The following is a 17,473-nucleotide window of genomic DNA, read 5'->3' as shown; positions in this document are numbered from 1 at the left end:
AACGGCAGGGATTCAGGCCGGCTTCGCCAGATGGGCCGCCAGCCGCTCCAGCGCGCCCAGCCAGCCATGCTGGTGGCTGTCGCGGGTGGCCTGGTCGACGAACGGGGTTTGCAGGAAGGCGAGCTCCGTGCCGCCGTCCGCGGGGCTGAACTCAAGCGTGATCAGCGAGATTTCCGCGGGCGTGTCGCGCCAGGCCCAGGTGAACACCAGCCGGCGTTGCGGCTCGACTTCGCGGTAGTGGCCGCTGGCGTGGTGCTCCAGCCCGTCCTCGGTGGCGAAGCCCACCTGGTAGGCCCCGCCCACGCGCACGTCGGTTTCCGCCCGCAGCACCTTGCGGGTTTCGGCGGGACCGAACCAGCGCATCAGCGCTTGCGGGTCCGTCCAGGCGCGCCAGACGCGTTCGATGGGGGCGTCGAAGCGGCGTTTGAGCCGGAGTTCGATGGGAGCTGCTTCGTGTCGGGTGCTTCGTTTTTCCATGGGTGGACCTCTTCCTCGTGGTACAGGTACCGCGCCAGCGAATCCAACTGCCCGTTCCAGAACTTCTCGTAGCGGGCCAGCCAGTCGGATGCCGCCCGCATGGGTTCGGGCGATAGCGTGCAGTTCACGACCCGGCCGTCCTTGGCGCGGGCGATCAGGCCGGCGTCTTCCAGCACGCGCAGATGCTTCATGAAAGCGGGCAGGGACATGGCGTGCGGCCGGGCCAGCTCGCTGACCGAGGCCGCGCCTTGTTCCAGGTCGGCCAGCACCCGGCGACGCGTGCCGTCAGCCAGCGCCGAAAAGATGCTGTCCAGCGTATCGTCTTTAAACTTAACCATAGGGTTAAGTATTAAGCCGAAGCCGCCGGACTGTCAAGCAACAAAGTTGGCGCGAAAGGAATCAGGCGTGCTGGTGCATGGCCGACTGGTGCTTGGTGTCGCGCATGGTGGCGTACACCAGCAGCGACAGGAAGATGATGCCGGCGAGGTAGTAGTAGAACCACTCCTCATGCCCCTGCTGTTTGAAGAACAGGGCGATGGCCGGCGCCGTGCCGCCGAAGATCGACACCGTTACGGCGTAGGGCACGGCCACGCCGGTGGCGCGGATGTTGGTGGGGAAGAGCTCCGCCTTCACTACCGCGTTGATGGAGGTATAGCCGGCCGTGAACACCCAGGCGCCGCAGATCAGCAGGAAGGCCATGAAGGGCGAACGCGTATGCGACAGCGTCATCAGGATGGGCACCGTGAGCGCCGCGCCTGCCACGCCGAAGAACACCAGCAACGGCTTGCGCCCGATCTTGTCGGACAGCGCGCCATAGACCGGCTGCAGGATCAGCGCGAAGATCAGCGACCCGGCGATGATGTAGGTCGTGACGATGTCGGAGAAGCCCGAGGTCTGCCGCACGAAGGTCTGCATGTAGGTGGTGAAGGTATAGAACGCCGCCGTGCCGCCCGCGGTAAGGCCCACCACGATCGCGACTTCGCGCGGATACTTCAGCAGGCCGCGCAGCGAACTGGTCTGCGGCTTGGGCGCCTTCTGGGCTTCCTTGTAGGAGTCCGTCTCGGGCATGTCGCGCCGCATCAGGGCAGTGATGATGGCCAGCATGGCGCCGATCACGAAGGGGATGCGCCAGCCCCATGCCACCAGCTGCTCGTGGGTCAGGAACACGTTCTGCAACAGCAGCAGCACCAGGATGGCGCAGAGCTGGCCGCCGATCAGCGTGACGTACTGGAAGCTGGAATAGAAGCCGCGATGCTCGGGGTCCGCGATCTCGGTCAGGTAGGTGGCGCTGGCGCCATACTCGCCGCCCAGGCTCAGGCCTTCGACCACGCGCGCCAGGGCCAGCAGCGCGGGCGCGGCCAGGCCGATGGTGGCGTAGGTGGGCGTGACCGCGATGATCAGCGAGCCCACGCACATCATCCCCACCGACACCATCAGCGACAGGCGCCGTCCATGGCGGTCGGCCAGATGGCCGAACAGCCAGCCGCCCAGCGGGCGCACGATGAAGCCGGCCGCGAACAGCGTGGCCGCGTTCAGTTGCTGGACCACCGGGTCGTGCGACGGGAAGAAGGCGGGGGCGAAGTACAGCGCGAAAGCGGTATAGGCGTAGAAGTCATACCACTCCACCAGATTGCCCATGGAGCCGATGAAAATCGCCTTGATGCGGCGCTTGGCGTCGGGGATGTCGAGATGCGCTTGTGTCATATCCATCCTTCGGGTGCGTTTGTCGGGGGACGCCGGACACGCGATCGCGGGCGGGCCGCGAATGGAACATGCATTGCGTTATGTTGCGCCTGTGCGCGCGGAAATGCACGCGTATCAATAGCGCTTCTTGTTCAGCTTTTTGTCAGGTCGGGCCGCGCCGGCTCACTTGCCGCGCGGCTTGATGACTTCGCAAGGCGCGGCGCCGTCGGCCGCCTTGGCCTCGTCGCCCAGCAGCGCCTGCGCGCCGCAGACCGAACCGAACATGCCCTTGCTGTTGTGGCCGATGCCGGCCACTTCGAAGGCGCGCCGGTGCAGCGCCACGGGTTTGGCGCCGCGGGCGGCCAGCACGTGTTCGTATTGCGCGTAGCCCGTGCCGCGGGCCAGCCGGGTCGCGCCCTGGGCTTCCGCGCCGCAGGTCTTGTCCAGCAGGCGGTCTTCGGGATTGTTGTCGGCGCCGCCCAGCAGATAGGTGACGTCGCGCGCCGCGTAGCGCACGAAGAGCTTGGATTCGTCGGTCTCGCGCGAGTACGCGGGCAGCTTGTCCGGGCCGTACTTGTACTGGTTGTAGGTGGGGCAGATGCCGCGCTCGTAGGGCGCGTAGCCCTTGCCGTCGGCGCGCGGGCGCTCGTTGCTCAGGTAAAGGTAGGACGAGGGATTGGCGACCACGTAGCGCAGCGCCAGCCCGTCGCGCCGCAGCGTGCCGTCGATATTGTTCAGCACCGCGTAGCGCTGCACCAATTGCCCGCCGGCCGAGTGGCCAGCCAGCACGATGCCGGTCAGCGAGGCCAGGCGCTTGCGGTCATCCAGGCTGCGCAGCAGGTCGTCGAGCACCTGGAACGAGCTGACGGGCGCGGGGCGTCCCGCGGCCTGCACGCTGTCTTCCCCTTCTTCCCAGCTGGCCTTGCGCCAGGCCGCCATGCCGCCGAAACCCGAATCGATCGAACCCGAGAAGCGCGGCGCCAGGATCAGGGTGTCGCGCGCCCGCTCCGGGTTGTGCGCCAGCAGCGTGGCGACCGATTCGTAATAGCGGTCGGCATCGCGCTTGACGCCGTGGATCACGACCACGACCTGCTTGATGTTGCGCAGGTCGTCCTTGGCCAGGTCGCGGTTGGCGTAGACCGGCATCTTGTAGCGGTGGCCGGGCTTGCCCAGTTCCACGGACTGCCAGCGCAAGGGCGCCGCGCGCTTGGGCGCGGGTGCGGTCTCGCTGTAGTCGTAAGGGTCGGGCAGGGGCGTCTGGGCGCGCGCGGCCAGCGGCGCGAGCGCCGCCAGGGCGAATAACGCAGCCAGGCCGCACATGCGGTCCGGCCGCGCTTGAAGCAAGGGGAGGATGAGGGCGCGGCGCATGGCGCGGCGGAGATTCAGCAGCTCTCTTGGCCCAGCAACTGCTTGAGCGCGGGCAGGTCCAGGATGCGGACCTCGCGCTGGTTGATCTTGATGAGGCCGTCGCGCGCAAAGCGCGAGAACAGCCGGCTGACCGTTTCCAGGGTCAGGCCGAGATAGTTGCCGATTTCCTCGCGGCTCATGCGCAGCACGAATTCGGTGGAGGAATAGCCCAGCGACGCGTAGCGCTGCGACAGGTTCAGCAGGAACGCGGCCAGGCGCTGCTCGGAGCGCATGGAGCCCAGCGATGCCAGCATCTGGTGCGAGCGGTTGATTTCGCGGCTCATCAGGCGGCGGAATTGCTGCTGCAGCGAGGGCAGGTGGGCCGCGACCCGGTCGATATCGGCCAGGCGGATGACGCAGACCTCGGAATCTTCCAGCGCCACGGCGGTCGAGACGTGCTTGCCGTCCAGCATGCCGTCCATGCCGACGATTTCGCCGGGCAGATGAAAGCCGGTGACCTGGATCTGGCCGGTCGCGTCTTCCAACTGCGTCTTGAGGCTGCCGAAGCGCACGCTGTAGACCGCGTCGAGCGGGTGGTTCAACGAATAGAGCGGCTTGCCTTTTTCAAGGCGCACGCGTTCCCTGACCAGTTCGTCCAGCTTTTCCACTTCGGCGGCTGCCATGCCCACGGGCACGCACACATGCCCCAGCATGCATGTGGAGCAATGGGCGGCATCAGGGGCAACGGGGACCCGTTTTTGCATACGATGACCTCTATAGTGCCCATTGCGCGGACGGTTGCCGGAATGGGTATAAAGCTTAAGACAAGCTGTATTGTAGTCCGTTGTTACTACGGGCGTCTTACGGGTCGTCCGATAGAGGGCGGGCAAGGCGGTACGCGACCCAGTCGTCGGAGGCAATATCGACCGCCGCGCCGCGCAGGGCGGGGTCTATCGGGTAGTACTGGCAGCGCAGTTCCGACGCTTGCGCGGGCGGTTCCAGGCGCGCCACGACCTCGCGCCGCACGAAGCAGCAGGGCTTGCCGGGCTCGTACTCTTCGATTTCGTCCATCAGCGCCACCAGGGCCGGTTCCACCTGGAAAACATCGCCGCGCACGCGCCGGCCGTCGTCCGCCGGGATCAGGCCGGGCCAGTCGCCGAAATCCACCAGCCGGCCCGGCACGCTGGCCGGACCGACATGGCGGGCCGCGGGCAGGCCGCGCCGGGCGGCGGCTTGAGCCAGATCATTGATTTCGCCCGCGCGTAGGGTGCCGTAGACAAAAACGTATATGCTCATAAGTCAGGTTGTTGCTGCACGTCGAAAAAACCATGGCGCGGGCAGGGTGTTGAAATTCTCGCATCCGGCCGCATATTCAGGATATCGAGCCAGCCGGCACGTATCGGTCAGGCTCCCCAACAAGCCAAACGACCATTATGCGATTCGACAAACTGACTACCAAGTTCCAGCAAGCCCTGGCCGACGCTCAAAGTCTGGCCGCCCGCAACGACCATCCCTACATCGAGCCCATCCACGTGCTCTCCGCCTTGCTGTCGGATTCCGACAGCGGCGCGGGCAGCCTGCTGGCGCGCGCCGGCGTGGCCGTCAACCGGGTGCAGTCGGCCATCGACAGCGCCCTGAAGTCCCTGCCGCAGGTGCAGGGCGACGACAACGTCCAGGTCGGCCGCGATCTGCAGGCGGTGCTGACCCGCACCGACAAGGAAGCCGCGCGCCGTGGCGACACCTATATTGCCAGTGAATTGTTCCTGCTGGCGCTGGCGGACGACAAGGGCGATGCCGGCCGCATCCTGCGCGACGCGGGCCTGCAGAAAAAGGCCCTGGAGGCCGCGATCGACGCCGTGCGCGGCGGCGAGAACGTCTCCGGCGCGGAAGGCGAATCCAACCGCGAAGCCCTGTCCAAGTACACCATGGACCTGACCGAGCGCGCCCGCCAGGGCAAGCTCGACCCGGTGATCGGCCGCGACGACGAAATCCGCCGCACCATCCAGATCCTGCAGCGCCGCACCAAGAACAACCCCGTGCTGATCGGCGAACCCGGCGTCGGCAAGACCGCCATCGTCGAAGGCCTGGCGCAGCGCATCGTCAACGACGAAGTGCCCGAAACCCTGCGCGGCAAGCGCGTGCTGTCGCTGGACCTGGCCGCGCTGCTGGCCGGCGCCAAGTTCCGCGGCGAATTCGAAGAACGCCTGAAGGCCGTGCTGAAGGAGCTGTCGCTGGACGACGGCAGCAACATCGTCTTCATCGACGAACTCCACACCATGGTGGGCGCGGGCAAGGCCGAAGGCGCGATGGACGCGGGCAACATGCTCAAGCCTGCGCTGGCGCGCGGCGAGCTGCACTGCATCGGCGCCACCACGCTGGACGAATACCGCAAGTACATCGAGAAGGACGCGGCGCTGGAGCGGCGCTTCCAGAAGGTGCTGGTCGACGAACCCGACGTGGAATCCACCATCGCCATCCTGCGCGGGCTGCAGGAACGCTATGAAATCCACCACGGCGTCGAGATCACCGACCCGGCCATCGTGGCCGCGGCCGAACTCTCGCACCGCTACATCACCGACCGCTTCCTGCCCGACAAGGCCATCGACCTGATCGACGAGGCCGGCGCGCGCATCCGCATGGAAATCGATTCCAAGCCGGAAGTGATGGACAAGCTCGACCGCCGCATCATCCAGCTCAAGATCGAACGCGAAGCCGTCAAGAAGGAATCCGACGACGCTTCCAAGCGCCGCCTGGGCGTGATCGAGGACGAACTCGAAAAGCTGCAACGCGAGTACAACGACTTCGAGGAAATCTGGAAGGCCGAGAAAGCCGCGGTGCAAGGCACGCAGGCCATCAAGGAAGAAATCGACAGCGTGCGCGCCGAAATGGCGGAACTGCAGCGCAAGGGCCAGTTCGACAAACTGGCCGAGCTGCAGTACGGCAAGCTGCCTGACCTGGAAGCGCGCCTGAAGGCGGCCGAAGTGGGCGCCGCGGAAGCGGCCGAGGAAGCCGAGGGCGGCGAAGGGCGTCCGCGCCTGTTGCGCACCCGCGTCGGCGCCGAGGAAATCGCCGAGGTCGTGTCGCGCGCCACCGGCATTCCGGTGTCCAAGATGATGCAGGGCGAACGCGAGAAGCTGCTGCACATGGAGGAATACCTGCACAAGCGCGTGGTGGGCCAGGACGAGGCCGTGCGCCTGGTGTCCGATGCCATCCGGCGTTCGCGCGCCGGGCTGGCGGACCCGTCGCGCCCCTATGGCTCCTTCCTGTTCCTGGGCCCCACGGGCGTGGGCAAGACCGAGCTGACGCGCGCGCTGGCCGAGTTCCTGTTCGATTCCGAAGAGCACATGATCCGCATCGACATGAGCGAATTCATGGAGAAGCATTCGGTGGCCCGCCTGATTGGCGCGCCGCCGGGATACGTGGGCTACGAAGAAGGCGGCTACCTGACCGAGGCCGTGCGCCGCAAGCCGTACAGCGTGGTGTTGCTGGATGAAGTCGAAAAGGCCCATCCGGACGTCTTCAACGTGCTGCTGCAGGTGCTGGACGACGGCCGCCTGACCGATGGCCAGGGCCGTACGGTGGACTTCCGCAACACGGTGATCGTGATGACGTCCAACCTGGGTTCGCACCATATCCAGAGCCTGGCCGGCAAGCCGTACGAAGTGGTCAAGGAAGTGGTGTGGGACGAGCTCAAGCAGACCCTGCGCCCCGAGTTCCTGAACCGTATCGACGAAGTCGTCGTGTTCCATGGCCTGGAAGCGCAGCACATCGAGTCCATCGCCCGCATCCAGCTGCGCCGCCTGGGCGAGCGCCTGGAAAAGCAGGAGATGCGCCTCGAAGTGAGCGAACCCGCGTTGGCGGAACTGGCCCGCTCCGGCTTCGATCCGGTGTTCGGCGCGCGCCCCTTGAAGCGCGCGATCCAGCAGCAGATCGAGAACCCGGTGGCGCGCCTGATCCTGGAAGGCCGCTTCGGCCCGCGCGACGTGGTGCCGGTGGACTGGCAGGACGGGCAGTTCGTCTTTACGCGGACCCTGCAGTAAACGGACCCGGCGCGGCGAGATCCAAGCCGCGCATGAAAACAACCCCCGGAAGCTGGACTGACATCCAGTTTGCGGGGGTTTTTACGTGGGCCTTCAGGTCGCGTCGGCGTAGTCCTTGCGCTGCGCCGCCATCTGCCGGCCCAGCGTTTGCAGCACCCGCAGCACCACGGCCATGCCGCGGCGGGTGTCCTCATCGCGCATCAGGCCGATGAGGCCTGTCAGGCTCGGAGGACGCGCCTCCTGCAATGTGCGCGCGTGGGCATCGCGCAGCGTGTTGGCGGCGGTCCAGGCCGCGCTGCTGGCCTGTTCCGACAGCAGCGCCAGCTTTTCCACCATGGACTGGTCCAGCAGGTCCACCAGGTCGGACGCCAGCGACAGCAGGTCGGCGATGTTGTCCAGCCGTCCCGCTTCGGCCAGCAGGCCCAGCCTGTCGGCCAGGGCGCGCGCGCCCGGGCCGCCGCCCAGGAACGGAGCGGCCGCGTCGGCGGCCTGCGTGGCGCTTGCTTCGTGCGGCGCGTTCATAGCATTCCCCTTGCGACGGCCCAGTACAGGCCGCGGTTGAACCCGTGGCGCAGCAGGCCGCCGAGCTTGGTGGGCGGCGTGGGCAGCACGTCATGGGTGTAGTCGTACCAGAGCGGCATGCCGGCGTTCAGCCCCATCTGGGCCACCGCCTGCACCCGGCCGTCATAGGCGCTGCACGGACGGCCCAGCCGGATCTCGCCGGCGATGTTGTTGGCGATGACTGGCGCCTGGTTATGGCAAGAGCCGCCCGCCTTGCTGACCGGCAGGTCGACGGTGTCGCCGATGACGTAGACGTTCTGCAGCCCGTAGACCTGCAGCGTCTCGTGGTCGGTCGGCAGCCAGCCTTCGTTGTTCTCGGCTTGCGACACGCCGGACTCCAGCACCACGTCCACCGCGCGGATCGGCGGCGTGGCCATGAGGATGTCGAAGGGTTGCTCGCCGCCTTCCTCCGAGTAGGCGATGCGCCGGTCGGGATCGACCCGCGACAAGGTGAAGCCGCGTTGAAACTGGATGCCCTTCTGCTCGAAGATGGCGGGCAGCACTTCGCAGGTCGGCCGTTGCAGGAACAGGCAGTTGCGTAGCAGCTGCGAGGTGGTCGGGTAGGTGTAGATGATCTCCACCTTGTCGCGCACGCCGCGCCGCCGCAGGTAGTCGTCCAGCATCAGCGTGGTTTCGATCGGCGCGATGCCGCACTGGTGCGGGACGTTGGGCGTCTTGGGGAAGGTGACGCTGATGAACACCCGCCCGCGCTCGATGCGCGACAGGCGGTCGGCCAGCTGCCTGGCGGGCGCGTACTGGTAGAAGTGGTCTCCGGCTTCCTTCAGGCCTTCGATGCGCTCGGGCGAGGGCACGCAGCCGGTGGCGATGACCAGGTAGTCATAGCCGTAACGCTTGCCGCTCTGCGTGGCGACTTCCTGGCGGTCGAAGTGGAACCGCGTGACCTTGTCGACGCGGAACTCGATTTCGGGGCGCAGCAGGGAACGTTCCGGCCGTTTCAATTCCTCTTGGAAGAAGAGGTTGAAGGCCACGTACATGAATGCCGGTTTGTAGCAGTGATCCGGCGTGTCCGAGAGCAGCGTGATGGAGACTTCACCGCGGCTGATTTCGGGGTAGAGCTTTCCGGCGAGCTGATTGGCGAGCATGGTGCCGCCTACGCCGCCGCCTACGACAACAATACGCTTGTTCATAAACCACCTCTTGTGGAGAGATCCTGAGGGCAAGTGCAGTGCGTCTGTGTGTGTAACAACTGTTGTCGGCGGCGTCAACCTTTCAATCAATATCCCATTGCCGCGTGGGCTTGGGGTTCGGGCCGGTTACTGGCTCGAATCGGCCGCGTAGACGCGGCCCGCGTCCACGCGCAGCGGCTGCGGATCCAGCGCCGCGCCCTGGCAAGGGCCTTCGATGCAGAGCCCGTCCTCGAAGCGGAACAGGGCCGAGTGATGCGCGCACATCAGCACCTGAGCGTCATAGGTGAGGACGGCGCCATGTGCCGCGTCCAACGTGACCGAGAAGTGCGGACAGCGGTTCAAGTAAGCCCATACCGCCTGGCCGCGGCGCAGCAGGATCACCGGCCGCGCGCCGATTGCCGCCGTCAGGGATCCCCCATCCGGTATGTCCTCGATCCGGCACAGCGCCGCTCCGGCGGCTGCTTCAGGCGCGGGGCAGCACGAAGTCATAGCGTCCCTCGTGGAAGTCCGACTCGAAGCCATAGTGCTTGCCGATCGCCGAATCGGCGGCCTGCCGACTGTATTGCAGCACCAGCGACGGCTTCACGCCGAACACCGCGTCCGACGCGAGATAGGGATCGCCGGCATTGAACAGGTGGGTGACCAGCCGCTGGTGCCCCGGCGCGTCGATCATGAAATGCAGGTGCGCGGGCCGGAAGATGTGCCGGCCGGTCGCCGCCATCATGCGGCCGACCGGACCGTCGCCCGGGATCGGATAGGACACTGGCAGGATGCTGCGGATCGCGAAACTGCCGTCCTCGCCGCTGCGGTAGCGGCCGCGCAGATTGCCGTGCGGCTGGTTCAGGTCCTGGCCCGAGTACATGCCGTTGGCGGCCGTCTGCCACACGTCGAGAACCGCGCCGGCCAGCGGCCGGCCCTGGGTGTCGCGCACGGTCCCGTGCACCAGCGCGGGTTCGCCCGGCGTTTGCGCCATGTCCTCGCCCGCCGCGCGCTCGGGCATGCCGGCCATGTAGAAGGGGCCGAACACCGTGCTCTCGGTGGCCTGGCCCGGCTTGCGGTGGTTGATCGCGTCCACCAGCATCGACACGCCCAGCGTGTCGGACAGCAGGATGAACTCCTGCCGCACCGCGCCGTCACAGATCTGGCCGGTCTCGGTCAGGAACCGGATCGCCGCCATCCATTCGGCCTCGGTGGGCTCGACGTCGGCAACGAAGGCGTGCAGATGCCGCACCAGGGACTGCATCAGCTGGCGCAGCCTGGGATCCGGGGTTTGGGCAAAGGCGGCGGCGACCGTGTCGGTCAAGGCGGTTTCGGCGTTCGGCATGGCAGGGTTCATGGCGGCTCCTCAGCGCTTGTAGTGCGGCGGCACGGCGGCGTCCACATTGACCCACACGGACCTGGCCTCAGTGTAGTCATGCATGGCTTCGAAGCCCATTTCGCGTCCATAGCCGGACTGGCCCACGCCGCCGAACGGACTGCCGGGATTGACCCGCTTGTAGCAATTGATCCAGCACATGCCGGCATGGATGGCGCCCGCCAGCTTGTGGGCGCGCGCCAGGTCGCGCGTCCACAAGCCGCTGCCCAGGCCGTAGTCGGTGGCGTTGGCGATGGAGAGCGCCTCCTCGTCGCTGCCAAAGCGCAGCACCGTGACGAAGGGGCCGAAGACTTCTTCCTGCGCGACGCGGTCCTGCGGCCGGGCCTCGACGATGGTGGGCGCGACGTAGTAGCCGCGGGCCAGCTCGCCGCCGGGCGCCTTGCCGCCAGCCAGCAGGCGCGCGCCCTGTTCGGCGGCGATGCCCACGTAGGACAGGACCTTGTCGCGATGCTGCGCCGAGGTCAACGGCCCCATTTCGGTGTCGGGCGAACGCGGGTCGCCCAGCCGGATGGAGTTCGCCAGCGCCGTGAAGCGCTCCAGAAAGGCATCGGCGATCTTCTCATGCAGCATCAGGCGCGAGCCCGCGATGCAGGCCTGGCCCTGGTTGTGGAAGATGGCCCAGGCCGCGCCATTGACGGCGGCGTCGAGGTTGGCGTCATCGAATACGATGTTGGCGCCCTTGCCGCCGAGTTCCAGCTGTACGCGCTTGAGGTTGCCCTGGGACGCTTGCACGATGCGGCGGCCGGTGGCAGTCGACCCCGTGAAGGCGATCTTGCCCACGCCGGGATGCTCGGCCAGGCGTTGGCCAGCGGTGTGGCCGTAGCCGGGGACCATATTGACCACGCCTTCCGGAAAGCCCGCCTGAGCCATCAGTTCGGCGATGCGCAGGGTCGACAGCGGGGTGAGTTCGGACGGCTTGAGCACCACCGTATTGCCAGCGGCCAGCGCCGGGCCCAGCTTCCAGCTGGTGAACATCAGCGGGAAGTTCCACGGCACGATCTGCCCGACCACGCCGATGGGGGCGCGCTGCACGTAGTTGAGAAAGCCCGCTTCCACCGGGATGACGCTGCCCTGCAGCTTGTCGGCCATGCCGCCGAAGTAACGGAAGCAGCCGGCGGTGCGCGGCACGTCCAGGCCGCGCGTGTCGCGTATCGGATGGCCGGTGTCCAGCGTTTCCAGCTGCGCCAGTTCTTCCGCGTTGGCTTCGATCAGGTCGGCCAGCTTGAGCAGCAGGCGTCCGCGTTCGGCCGCCGCCATGCGCGACCAGGCGGGAAAGGCGCGTTGCGCGGCCGCTACGGCGCGGTCCACGTCTTCGGCTTCGGCGGCGGCGATGGCGGTGATGAGGGTCGCGTCGTGCGGGTTGAGCACGTCGATGGTGCCGCCTGCGGCCGCGTCCACGAAGCGGCCGTCGATAAAGAGTTTGTTCTGCATGGCTCTGGATACGTGTTGAGTGGGAAGGGAGGGTCAGAACTCGACGGGGTAGGGCGCGAGTTCGCCGCTTTCGTAGCGCTGGGGCAGGTCGGGGGTGGCGTTCTCCCAGACCAGCAGCATCGAGCGCTTGGTCGAATAGCCCTGATGGCGGATATCGGCGGGCATGGCGCAGATGTCGCCGGCGCGCATGGTGATGCGGGCGCGCGGCGCGCCGGTGTCCTTGTCGCCGATGTCCCAGACGATCTCGTCGGACAATTGCAGAAACCATTCGACGCGGTCGTTGCCATGGAACACCGGCAGGATGAATTCCTCGGTGGTGGGGCAGAACAGGCTGGCGCCGCAGACGGAAGTGACGGAGGGATTCCAGGTGACGTCGGAGCGCGACAGGTACTTGAACAGGCTGAACGCATGCAGCGCGCCTTCGTAGCCGGGTTCGGCCTGGATCTGCGGCTCATCCTGGGTTACGTCGGCGAAGGCCCGGTTGACGGGCAGGTCGTCGCGCAGCGGCGAGTCTTCCGGCAGGCCTGGCATGCGGCGGGTGGCGATGCGCGACCGCTCGATGGCGGCGATGTTGTCGCCGTGCTTGCGGCCGAAGGCGGAGCCGGTTTCCTCGGGCGCGGCGAAGGGGTCGAAGCCTTCGTTGGTCCAGTCGTGCAGCATGGCCTTGAAGGTGGCCATGATGAGCGGCGTTTCGAAAGTCTCCGTGTAGTCCACGCCCGCGGCCTTCATGACGCCGTTGAACGAGCCGGCGTAGACGTCCACCTTGCCGTAGTGGTTGCGCGTACCGAACACGTGGTCGAAGTTGACCCAGCCGTAGAAGAAGCCCCAGGCCACGTCGCGCATCAATGCGCGCAGGAACGCATCGGCCGCGATCGCGTGGGTGCGTGTCTGGCCCTTGGAAGGCCAGTGCACCTTGACGAAGTACTCGTCGCGGGTGAAGGTGAACGCGCCGAGATCGAAACGCTTGTAGCCGGTGGCGGCGTCGGCGGAGCTGGCCGCGACTTTGCCGGCGGCAAAGGAAGCGGCGGGAGCGGGGGTGTCCAGCATGGCCATATCGGTACTCCTGAAAGGGGATGAGGGGGTAGCGGCTTACTGCAGGCAGATGTCCGCCCACTTCTCGACGGACAATTCGCCGGCGCGGGTCTGGACCAGCAGCACGCCCGGATACGGCGCGGTAAAGCGGTAGGCGCAGCCGGCGGGCAAGAGGCATTGGTGTCCGCGGCCCAGCAGCACGCGGCCCATGGCCTTGCCGGCGGGCGCCGCGCCCGCCAGCACCGTGCCGTCCGCGGCTGCGGGGGGCTGGTCCAGCGCCAGGAACTCGACCTCGACCTGGCCGTCCATCAGGATCGCGAACTCGTCGTGGCTGCAGGCGTACCAGGGCGACACGCCTTCGGCGCGCAGCGTTTCGATGACGTATTCCAGGTTCTTGCCGACGACGACCTTTTCGTAGGGCGCCGAGTTCGCGGCCACCTCGAAGATGTTGGAAAAGACGTAGTGGCGCGGCGAGCCTTGCGTGATCTCGATGGAGCCCTTGCGGTAGTCCTTCAGCGAGCCGAAGACGGTGGTCGGTGTTGCGGTGTTCATGGAGCCTCCTGTGTCGGGTACTGCTGGCCGCGCGGCGGGGTGGCGCGGACGTGGGGAGCGGGGTGGGCGTGTCAGTCCACCTTGAGATTGATCTTGCGGATGACGCCGGTCCATTTGGCGGCGTCGTCGCGCAAGCGCTGCGCCGTGGCGTCGGGCGATTCTGGCTGCGGATCGAGGTCGTTGCCCTGCAGCTTCTGCTTCACTTCCGGAAGCGCCAGGGCGCGCGCCACCTCGGTATTCATGCGTTGCACGATGGCGGCCGGCGTGCCTTTGGGCGCGAACAGCATTTCGCGGAAGGTGGCGTCGTAGCCAGCCACGCCGGCCTGCTGCATGGTCGGCACGTCCGGCGCCTGGACCGAGCGCGCGCTGCCCGACACTGCCAGCCCGTGGAGCTTGCCGGCCGCGACGTAGGGCGCTACCACCGGCGAGGCCAGATAGCCGCAGGGCACCTGGCCGGCCAGCACGTCCTGCGTGGCGGGCGACGGCCCCTTGTAAGGGACGTGCAGGATGTCCAGGCCGGCGCCCGACAAATAGAGCTCCATTGCCAGATGGCCAGGCACGCCCTGGCCGCCGGAGGCATAGCTGAGGGCACCGGGCGTTTTCTTGGCCTGCGCGTCCAGCTGCGCCAGCGTGCGCAGGCCCGAAGCGGCCGAGCACACCAGCATCTGGTTGAAGTTCGCCAGCGCGACCACCGGCGTCAGGTCGTCGGCCTTGAAATTCAGCTTGCGGTAGATGGCGGGATTGATGGTGACGACGGTGTCGGGCGCTTCGAGGAAGGTGTAGCCGTCGGCGGGAGCACGGGCCACCGCTTCGGCGCCGATGTTGCCGCCCGCGCCGGGGCGGTTCTCGATGATGACGGGCTGCTTGAGCGACTGCCCCACGGCGTCGGCCACGATGCGCGCGGCGGTGTCGCCCGGCGATCCCGCGGGGAAGGCGACCACGATGCGGATGGCGCGCGCGGGCCACTCCTCCTGCGCCTGGACGTGCGACGCCGTGCTGGCGGCCATACAGGCTGTCAGCGCAAGTAATTGCGGTTTCATGCTGTCTCCTGAGTTTATTTTTCAGGCGCCCTGGTCCGGGCGCGCTGCGCTACCACCTGCCGATATGGATGCCGACCGAGTCCTCCTTGCGTGTCCATCCCGTCATGGCGGCGTGGCTGACGGTGGGGTGGATCCTGCGGTTGCGCAGCCAGTCGAACAGCATGGCCTGGTAGCGTTCCCGCACGGACGCGTGCGCGGGATCCGCGCCCAGGTCGTCGTACTCGTCCGGGTCGGCGCGCAAATCGAACAGCTGCGGACGCAGGCCTTCGAAATGGACGTACTTCCAGTCGTGGTCGCGCACCATGATGGTGTGGCAGCCGTCGGCGGGACGGCCCAGCGGTTCGCGAACGAAGTCGCGGAACGCGTAGTTGTTCTCCGAGAACACGGCGCGGCGCCAGTCGGCGGGCTGCTCGCCGCGCAGCAGCGGCAGCAGGGAGCGGCCTTCGAGAATGTGGTCGGGGATCTCGGCGCCCAGGGCGTCCAGGATGGTGGGCACCAGATCGATGGCTTCCACCAGCCGCGATTCCACCGCGCCGCGGCGTGCGCCGTCACCGGGCAGGCGCACGATCAGCGGCACCTTGGCCACGCAATCGTGGAACAGCTCTTTCTCGCCCAGGTAGTGATCGCCCAGGTAGTCGCCATGGTCGCTGCAGAAGATGACCATGGTGTCCTGGTCGCGGCCGCTGCGCCGCAGGTAGTCGAACAGCACGCCCAACTGGTCGTCGACCTGCTTGATGAGACCCATGTAGGTGGGTATCACGGTCTCTCGCACCTGGTCGCAGGAGAAGTTCCTGCTGACCTCGGCCTGGCGAAAGCCCTGCAATACGGGATGCGCGTTGTCCAGTTCGCGAGCGGATCTCTTCGCGGCGGGCACGTCGTCGACCGAGTACATCGCGTGATAGGGCGCCGGCGCGACATAGGGCCAGTGCGGCTTGATGTAGGACAGATGCAGCACCCAGGGCTGCTCGCCGCTTTGCTCCATGAATTCGATCGCGCGCCGTGTCATGTAGGGCGTTTCGGAATCGGCTTCCGCGACGCGCGCCGGCAGGCCGGCATAGCGCATGTTCCAGCCGGAGAGGATCTCGCCGTTGGCGCCCAGCGCCGAATTGGCGTGGTCGTGCCAGGGATTGCCGCCGTCGTAGCCTTGCTTGCGCAGGTATTGCGTGTAGTGGTGCGATTCGTCGCTGAAGCCCGGCGGCCAGATGCCGTCGTCGCGGTCGTAGGGTTCGAATCCGCCTTGCGCGGCCAGCAGGCCGCTCGCGCTTGCCGGGTCTATGCCCAGGCGCCGCATGCCGGACCTGTCGGCCTCCACGTGGGTCTTGCCCGCCACCGCCACGCGCACGCCCAAGGGGCGCAGGTAGTCGCCCAGCGTCATTTCGCTGACAGGCATGGGGACGAAGTTCCACACCGCGCCGTGGCTGGTGACATAGCGGCCGGTGTAATAGGACATGCGCGACGGCCCGCATACCGGGCCCTGCACGAAGGCATTGTCGAAACGCAGGCCCTCGGCGGCCAGGCGGTCGATATTGGGGGTGTGCAGGCGCGGGTGTCCATAGCAGGACAGGTAGTCCCAGCGCAGTTGGTCGCACATGATCCAGAGCACATTGCGTACAGCCTGTCCGCTCATTCCCGCCTCTCTTCCCGTTCCGCCAGCCACCACGGCTTGCGTTAGACGCCACGATATTTCGCCGGGACTGGGCGGCTCAAGCAGGTTTTGCTAGAGTTTCACTCAGTGAAATTTATGGCGATGCGGAAAGAGAGGGCGCAATGAGCCGTTGGACGCCGAAGGTGAAGACCATAGACGCGCTGGAGCGCGGCCTGATCGTGCTGGACGAGGTGCGCGCCACGCAGGGCGCCAGCCTGCAGGAACTCCACCTGCGCACCGGCTACGCCAAGGCCACGCTGCTGCGCATTCTGGCGACGCTGCAATTGCGCGGCCTGATCTGGCGCCGGATCGCGGACGACTATTTCTGCCCCGCCAGCTCGCTCAACGAGCCCAGCCGGCGCGCGCGCGTGCTGGATCTGCTGGGCCAGTGCGCGGCGCCGGAACTGGACCGCCTGCAGGCGCAGGTGCTGTGGCCGTCGGACCTGACGGTGCGCCGCGGCAATGCCATGATCGTGCGCGAAACCAACCGCAGCCAGTCGTACTTCACCATCCGCCGCGACAACATCGGCTTCCAGATCAACATGCTGCGCTCCGCGGTGGGGCGCGCCTATCTGGCGTTCTGCGCCGAGAAAGAGCGCGATTCGATCCTGGCCGCGCTGCGCCGCAGCCGCCGCGAGGGCGACGCGCTGGCCCACGATTGCGCCGCCGTGGAGAAAATGCTGGAACAGACGCGCCGCCAGGGCTATGGCCTGCGCGAACAGCGCTTTGGCGGCGACTACGACAAGACCCGCAAGGACCAGAACGACAGGCTCGAGGCCATCGCCCTGCCCATCATGGCCGGGCCGGGGCGGCTCTACGGCTGCGTCAACATCGTGTGGATCCAGGGCGTGCGCTCGACCGAGCAGATGGTGGAGCAGTGCCTGGAGCCGCTGTGCCGCACGGCGCGCGCCATCTCCGCCGGCATGAACCGGCGCGCCTGAAGCGCCGGGTAGGCGCTGCCGCGCCTTGCTCCAGGGCGGCCGCGCGGATCGCGCCCCGTCACGCCTCTTCAAGCAACCGCAAACCTTCGTAGGCACACGTGCCAATCCGGCGCCCATCCTGCGTGGCGCGGCCCTTGCACGTCTGTCTGGTTCTCATCGCTTGATTCATGGATTGTTTTTTCGATGTACTCAAAAATAGAC

17 protein-coding genes are annotated in these 17,473 nt (G+C 66.9%); 2 read left to right on the top strand and 15 right to left on the bottom strand.

Annotated elements, in window-relative coordinates; genetic code table 11:
• Window positions 1–12: 12 nt before the first annotated feature.
• From ACZ5YA_RS09575 to ACZ5YA_RS09550, 6 genes are all read right to left on the bottom strand, one after another.
• On the bottom strand, window positions 13–477 hold the full coding sequence (locus tag ACZ5YA_RS09575; RefSeq protein ID WP_118934291.1) for an SRPBCC family protein: 465 nt from the start codon (window positions 475–477) through the stop codon (window positions 13–15).
• Complete coding sequence (locus ACZ5YA_RS09570) at window positions 363–815, bottom strand: ArsR/SmtB family transcription factor (RefSeq protein ID WP_251881735.1); 453 nt, start codon at window positions 813–815, stop codon at window positions 363–365. The genes ACZ5YA_RS09575 and ACZ5YA_RS09570 overlap by 115 nt, the downstream gene beginning before the upstream one ends.
• A 61-nt stretch (window positions 816–876) precedes the next feature.
• On the bottom strand, window positions 877–2,181 hold the full coding sequence (locus ACZ5YA_RS09565) for an MFS transporter (protein WP_059379946.1): 1,305 nt from the start codon (window positions 2,179–2,181) through the stop codon (window positions 877–879).
• Window positions 2,182–2,343: 162 nt separating this feature from the next.
• Window positions 2,344–3,528, bottom strand: a complete 1,185-nt coding sequence (locus tag ACZ5YA_RS09560) for a hypothetical protein (RefSeq protein ID WP_464092417.1) — start codon at window positions 3,526–3,528, stop codon at window positions 2,344–2,346.
• A gap of 14 nt (window positions 3,529–3,542) precedes the next feature.
• Complete coding sequence (locus tag ACZ5YA_RS09555; RefSeq protein WP_013394848.1) at window positions 3,543–4,271, bottom strand: helix-turn-helix domain-containing protein; 729 nt, start codon at window positions 4,269–4,271, stop codon at window positions 3,543–3,545.
• Between the two features lie 97 nt (window positions 4,272–4,368).
• Entirely contained in the window at window positions 4,369–4,803 is a 435-nt protein-coding gene (locus ACZ5YA_RS09550) for a gamma-glutamylcyclotransferase family protein (protein WP_059379945.1), read from the bottom strand.
• A gap of 137 nt (window positions 4,804–4,940) precedes the next feature.
• On the opposite strand from ACZ5YA_RS09550, the gene clpB reads away from it, so the two are divergent.
• Window positions 4,941–7,547: an ATP-dependent chaperone ClpB gene (gene clpB / locus ACZ5YA_RS09545; protein WP_054452508.1), complete on the top strand. Its 2,607-nt coding sequence runs from the start codon at window positions 4,941–4,943 to the stop codon at window positions 7,545–7,547.
• 93 nt (window positions 7,548–7,640) lie between these two features.
• Here the strand turns inward: clpB and ACZ5YA_RS09540 are convergent, their stop codons facing one another.
• The 9 genes from ACZ5YA_RS09540 to ACZ5YA_RS09500 all read right to left on the bottom strand — a co-directional run bounded on the left by ACZ5YA_RS09540 (window position 7,641) and on the right by ACZ5YA_RS09500 (window position 16,313).
• Window positions 7,641–8,069: a DUF1641 domain-containing protein gene (locus ACZ5YA_RS09540; RefSeq protein ID WP_464092416.1), complete on the bottom strand. Its 429-nt coding sequence runs from the start codon at window positions 8,067–8,069 to the stop codon at window positions 7,641–7,643.
• Entirely contained in the window at window positions 8,066–9,256 is a 1,191-nt protein-coding gene (locus ACZ5YA_RS09535; RefSeq protein ID WP_464092415.1) for an NAD(P)/FAD-dependent oxidoreductase, read from the bottom strand. Before ACZ5YA_RS09535 ends, ACZ5YA_RS09540 begins: the two co-directional genes overlap by 4 nt.
• Window positions 9,257–9,382: 126 nt before the next feature.
• Window positions 9,383–9,745: a Rieske (2Fe-2S) protein gene (locus ACZ5YA_RS09530; RefSeq protein ID WP_118934296.1), complete on the bottom strand. Its 363-nt coding sequence runs from the start codon at window positions 9,743–9,745 to the stop codon at window positions 9,383–9,385.
• Window positions 9,720–10,592: an intradiol ring-cleavage dioxygenase gene (locus ACZ5YA_RS09525; protein WP_464092414.1), complete on the bottom strand. Its 873-nt coding sequence runs from the start codon at window positions 10,590–10,592 to the stop codon at window positions 9,720–9,722. The genes ACZ5YA_RS09530 and ACZ5YA_RS09525 overlap by 26 nt, the downstream gene beginning before the upstream one ends.
• Before the next feature lie 9 nt (window positions 10,593–10,601).
• Window positions 10,602–12,062, bottom strand: a complete 1,461-nt coding sequence (locus ACZ5YA_RS09520) for an aldehyde dehydrogenase family protein (protein WP_464092413.1) — start codon at window positions 12,060–12,062, stop codon at window positions 10,602–10,604.
• A 33-nt stretch (window positions 12,063–12,095) separates the two neighbouring features.
• Complete coding sequence (locus ACZ5YA_RS09515; protein ID WP_059379939.1) at window positions 12,096–13,115, bottom strand: hypothetical protein; 1,020 nt, start codon at window positions 13,113–13,115, stop codon at window positions 12,096–12,098.
• A 36-nt stretch (window positions 13,116–13,151) separates the two neighbouring features.
• A complete protein-coding gene (locus ACZ5YA_RS09510) occupies window positions 13,152–13,646 on the bottom strand; it encodes a cupin domain-containing protein (protein WP_059379938.1) in 495 nt (164 codons plus the stop codon).
• A 71-nt stretch (window positions 13,647–13,717) separates the two neighbouring features.
• On the bottom strand, window positions 13,718–14,686 hold the full coding sequence (locus tag ACZ5YA_RS09505; protein ID WP_280015064.1) for a Bug family tripartite tricarboxylate transporter substrate binding protein: 969 nt from the start codon (window positions 14,684–14,686) through the stop codon (window positions 13,718–13,720).
• 49 nt (window positions 14,687–14,735) lie between these two features.
• The gene (locus tag ACZ5YA_RS09500; RefSeq protein ID WP_419340544.1) at window positions 14,736–16,313 is read right to left on the bottom strand and encodes an alkaline phosphatase family protein; all 1,578 of its coding nucleotides are present in this window, start codon (window positions 16,311–16,313) and stop codon (window positions 14,736–14,738) included.
• Between the two features lie 140 nt (window positions 16,314–16,453).
• On the opposite strand from ACZ5YA_RS09500, the gene ACZ5YA_RS09495 reads away from it, so the two are divergent.
• A complete protein-coding gene (locus ACZ5YA_RS09495; RefSeq protein ID WP_118934303.1) occupies window positions 16,454–17,272 on the top strand; it encodes an IclR family transcriptional regulator domain-containing protein in 819 nt (272 codons plus the stop codon).
• Window positions 17,273–17,473: the final 201 nt, after the last annotated feature.

It is taken from the genome of Achromobacter sp. JCM 18799, from assembly GCF_055395645.1.
Note: the sequence above shows the minus strand (reverse complement) of the source record. Positions and strands in the feature narration are given on the sequence as shown.